Below are 4,210 nucleotides of genomic sequence, written 5' to 3'. Positions count from 1 at the left end.
GGCCTTGTCTCATTTCCCTGATTTAGAGGATGTGGACATCACTTTTGAATTTAAAGAAAAGATCAGTGGATCTGTAATGCAGGCACAACCTAAGGTTTTTTCTTTATTTGTAGACGGAAAAGACAAGAGGAAATACAGAATAAAAATCACCAGACTACTGGATTTTGGTGACATAATAATTCCAATTGAAAAGGTACCAAATGATGCTTTAGTGGGTTGGATAGGTCATGAATTGGGACATATTATGGATTATTTAGACAGGTCTTCTACAAATATGATGCGATTTGGATTCAAATACATTGTCTCTAAACAGAAGGTGGTGGAAGCAGAGCTTGCTGCAGACAGTTACGCTATCGAATGCGGTCTTGGTCATCAGGTACTTGCAACCAAAGAATATATTCTCAATCATGAAGGATTTGATGACGAATACAAAGAAAAAATAAGGACTTTGTATATGACACCAGAAGCAATAGTTAATCTCCAGGAAGAAATGAACGAGGAAGAATCTATTTTTGATTAAATAAACCAATCGTATAACCTTGTTGATTATTACTGGTTATACTGAAGTATGCCAGATTATCTTCCAATATTCCCTTTAAAGTTAGTAGCCTTCCCAGGAGAGGCATTGAACCTGCACATTTTTGAACCTAGGTATAGGCAGTTGGTGCATGACATCAAAAATAATGGGGGTAGATTTGGAATAGGAATATATCTTGACAGTTTAGTGAGCACAGGAACTGAAGTCGAGTTAATTGAAATCAACAAAACCTATGATGATGGGAGAATGGACATCAAAACTGTTGGCAAGCGGGTTTTTGAAATTTTGACCTTCGATAACCCTTCAGAAGGTAAGCTTTACGCGGGAGGTAAGGTCCAATTTTTGGATAATGACCCCAGGGTAGCAAAAAATGTGTATGATGAATTTTTGTTCTATCTGAAAGAATTATTCAGGCTTATGAATCAAAATGTAGAATTAAACGCTACGGAAGTGGATTCATTTACATTTGCACACAAGATAGGTTTAAAAATAGAGGAGGAATATGAACTCCTTCAATTGAAAAGAGAAGAGGACCGCATGAAGTATTTGATACAACATTTGATGCGGGTAATTTCAGTTTTAAGAGAAGTAGAGTTGGCCAAGTTAAAGATTAAAATGAACGGACATTACAAAAATTTGGATCCATTGGATCTTTGATTTAAAGTCTTGTTACATGTTCTTTTTTGATATAAGCAGTTTGGTTGCCCCATTTTACTTCATACCAAATATCTTTTATTGATTTCACGATAATTCTATGACCTGGGTCCACTATATCCAAAAGTTCCCCCCCAGCTGTAGGCTGGTCCATGATCAAGGTTGGAGTTCCGGTTACTATCCCAGTCTTTGGGCCATATAGAAAATTGTTGCTCATAAAAGCCAACATCAGGAATAGAACTGCAGGTAAATAGTACTTTGAACTATCTGCTTTTTGCCTGTATTTTATTAGAAAAATTATGGAAATGATTAATAACAAGGAAAAAAAAGCTGTTATTTCAGATTGAAAATCTGAAAGAAAATTTTTAAGTCTATCCAAGTCACTTAACTCATACCCTTTAAGGTTACTTTGCTCCGTTAAGGTTTTGATTTTGGTAATAACCCTGGGGTTTGGGTTTTGATCATAATATTTGGCCAAATAAAAGCTTGCTTTGGAATAATCTCCCATTCCTTCTGCCACAAATGCCATTTTCAGTAGCATAGCCGGAGAGAAAACTGCTTCATTTTCCAGTAAATCTTGATATATAATGTATGCTTCTTGATAGCTCTGTTGACTGAACAAAGAATCTGCTAAATTAAGCTTTCCTGTATCGGCTTGACAGTTAAAGCTTTGCAATATAGCCGCAAAAAATATTATTAATTTTGTCAGAAAGATTTGATTTAGGTTTTGCATTTTAAATTCAGTAGCTTAAATTTGCAGTCCAATTACGGTAATGATTTAAGAAAAAACAAATCAAAACCAAAACGATTCCGTAGCTCAGCTGGTAGAGCATAACACTTTTAATGTTAGGGTCCTGGGTTCGAGCCCCAGCGGGATCACATAGTTTAAATGATCGCATAGGGCGAGAAGTTTATCCCGATAAACGCAGCAAAGCGAGTTAGCATCGGGAAGCCCCAGCGGGATCAAAGTTTAAAAACCCATTTAATTTGGGTTAATTGGAGTTGGATAAGCCAATTCAAATTGGGTAGAAATTTATTCTCTACCATATCTTACTGGTGGTGATAAAGTTTATCATTACATTTATTTCTCGGGGTGTAGCGTAGCCCGGTTATCGCGCCTGCTTTGGGAGCAGGAGGTCGCAAGTTCGAATCTTGCCACCCCGACAATTTCTAGGTCCTGTAGCTCAACTGGATAGAGCAACTGCCTTCTAAGCAGTAGGTTTCAGGTTCGAGTCCTGACAGGATCACCTGTGAGCATCCTTCTAGGATGCTTTATTTATTGGTGGTTGACAGAACCCATTTTTTATTTGTTCTGTGTTTATCATAGTATATGATTCCGTAGCTCAGCTGGTAGAGCATAACACTTTTAATGTTAGGGTCCTGGGTTCGAGCCCCAGCGGGATCACATAGTTTAAATGATCGCATAGGGCGAGAAGTTTATCCCGATAAACGAAGCAATGGATTTGCAACAAAAAACTGGACAAAGAATTAAGCCCGATGATTTGTTGATTAAATTGATTACGCCTGCCGCGGGCTCCTCAAATTATCAGTGCGATTTTGAAAAAAAATCCCCCTGACAATTTCGAGGTCAGTATTTATAAGGCAATTTTATTAATTGTTTTTCCGAACTGTTCAGGTGAAAGGTATCCAAGTGAGGAGTGTCTCCTGATCCTGTTATACCAGATTTCAATGAATTCGAAAATTATTTGCTTTGCCTGGGCTATTGAATCGTATTTACGGTAACCTGTTTCCGATTTCAGGATCTTAAAGAAGTTTTCTGCCACTGCATTGTCCCAGCAGTTTGCTTTTCTGCTCATACTCTGGCTTACTTTCTCGGGATCTAGTTCTTTTCTGAATTCAAAGCAGGCATACTGTACCCCCCTGTCCGAATGAAAAACCAGCCCTCTGAAAAAAGGCCTGTTGATCTGGGCCATTCGCCATGCGGGTATAACAGTGTTCTCCGCATGCATGGTCGTTGACATCGACCACCCGATTATCTTTCGGTCATAAAGGTCCATGATCATGGTCAGGTAAAGCCATCCCTCTTCTGTCCTGATGTAGGTAATGTCCGATACCCATGATTTCGCAGGGCCATCAGGGCTGAAGTTCCTTTCAAGCAAGTTCGGATTGATTTTGAAACCATGATTGGAATCAGTGGTGCAGACCCTGAACTTCCTCGATATCACACTCCTGATCCCGTTTGCCCTCATTATTCTGGCAACCCTTGGTCTGGACACTGAAAACCCCCTATCCCTCAGCTCAATGGTTATCTTTGGACTTCCGTATCGACCATTGCTTTGAGTATGTATCTTATCGATTTCAGCCAACAGAAGCTCACGTTCTTGCTCACGTTTGGAAGGTTTTCTCTTCAGCCAATTGTAATATCCGCTCCTGCTTACATTAAATACCCTGCACATCTTTTCAACAGCAAACTCATGTCTGTGGTCTTTCATGAACCCGTAGATTTCCTGTCCCCCCTGGAAAAGATGCTTACCGCCTTTTTTAGGATATCTCTCTCGATTTGGGTTTCGTTCAGTTCCTTCTTAAGAGCAAGTATTTCCTTTTGCTCATCAGTTAGGTTCTGCTTCCCGTTTCCCGGAAAACTTGTCGCTCCCTCTGATTTGAATTCTCTGGTCCATCTCCTGACCAAATCAGCGCCTATACCCAACTCCTTGCCTATGGAAGTACTCGTCTTACCACTCAGGTGCAACTCTACAGCCATTCTTTTGAAGGCCTCGTCAAATTTTCTTCTTTCTCTTTTACTCATTGTTCCAAATTTAAGAAATGAGCTTAACTTATTGTCCAATCAAATGTAGCAGGTCCAGAATATCGAAAAAAACAGGTAATCTGATTGAAATAAATTTATGTTCAATTCTATATTTGGGATTCTCATGTAAACAGAAGAAAGGCTGAAGGCCTTACATGTGATAGCCCAGGGCAAGGAACGCAGCCCTGGGTTTAAAGGATATGATTTATACACAGAGGCGGCGCAAGAACATCCTAAAAAACCGGAAACGC

The 4,210-nt window shown here is 39.5% G+C and carries 4 protein-coding genes and 4 tRNA genes; 6 read left to right on the top strand and 2 right to left on the bottom strand.

Annotated features, from left to right (window positions below; genetic code table 11):
* Both QZT73_RS12320 and QZT73_RS12315 read left to right on the top strand, forming a co-directional pair.
* On the top strand, positions 1-520 hold a 520-nt coding region (locus tag QZT73_RS12320), incomplete at its 5' end, for a hypothetical protein (RefSeq protein WP_291788425.1).
* 48 nt (positions 521-568) lie between these two features.
* Positions 569-1,195 carry an LON peptidase substrate-binding domain-containing protein gene (locus QZT73_RS12315; protein ID WP_291788422.1) on the top strand — a complete coding sequence of 209 codons (627 nt, stop codon included), beginning with the start codon at positions 569-571 and terminating at the stop codon, positions 1,193-1,195.
* A 1-nt stretch (position 1,196) separates the two neighbouring features.
* Here QZT73_RS12315 and QZT73_RS12310 read toward each other — a convergent pair whose 3' ends face one another.
* Complete coding sequence (locus tag QZT73_RS12310; protein WP_363331095.1) at positions 1,197-1,814, bottom strand: hypothetical protein; 618 nt, start codon at positions 1,812-1,814, stop codon at positions 1,197-1,199.
* Between the two features lie 184 nt (positions 1,815-1,998).
* On the opposite strand from QZT73_RS12310, the gene QZT73_RS12305 reads away from it, so the two are divergent.
* The 4 genes from QZT73_RS12305 (at position 1,999) to QZT73_RS12290 (ending at position 2,597) form a co-directional block, all read left to right on the top strand.
* Positions 1,999-2,071: transfer RNA gene (locus QZT73_RS12305), tRNA-Lys, on the top strand.
* Between the two features lie 210 nt (positions 2,072-2,281).
* Positions 2,282-2,356, top strand: a tRNA-Pro gene (locus tag QZT73_RS12300).
* A 9-nt stretch (positions 2,357-2,365) separates the two neighbouring features.
* Positions 2,366-2,439 (top strand) — tRNA-Arg (locus QZT73_RS12295).
* An 85-nt stretch (positions 2,440-2,524) separates the two neighbouring features.
* Positions 2,525-2,597, top strand: a tRNA-Lys gene (locus QZT73_RS12290).
* 190 nt (positions 2,598-2,787) lie between these two features.
* Here the strand turns inward: QZT73_RS12290 and QZT73_RS12285 are convergent.
* Positions 2,788-3,959 (bottom strand): IS3 family transposase gene (locus tag QZT73_RS12285; protein ID WP_291788418.1). Its coding sequence is split into 2 segments (ribosomal slippage): positions 2,788-3,686 and positions 3,686-3,959, totalling 1,173 coding nucleotides; the frame shifts between segments, so codons are not numbered across the junction.
* Positions 3,960-4,210: the final 251 nt, after the last annotated feature.

This window comes from Cecembia sp. (genome assembly GCF_007126775.1).
Taxonomy (GTDB): Bacteria; Bacteroidota; Bacteroidia; order Cytophagales; family Cyclobacteriaceae; genus Cecembia.
Note: the sequence above shows the minus strand (reverse complement) of the source record. Positions and strands in the feature narration are given on the sequence as shown.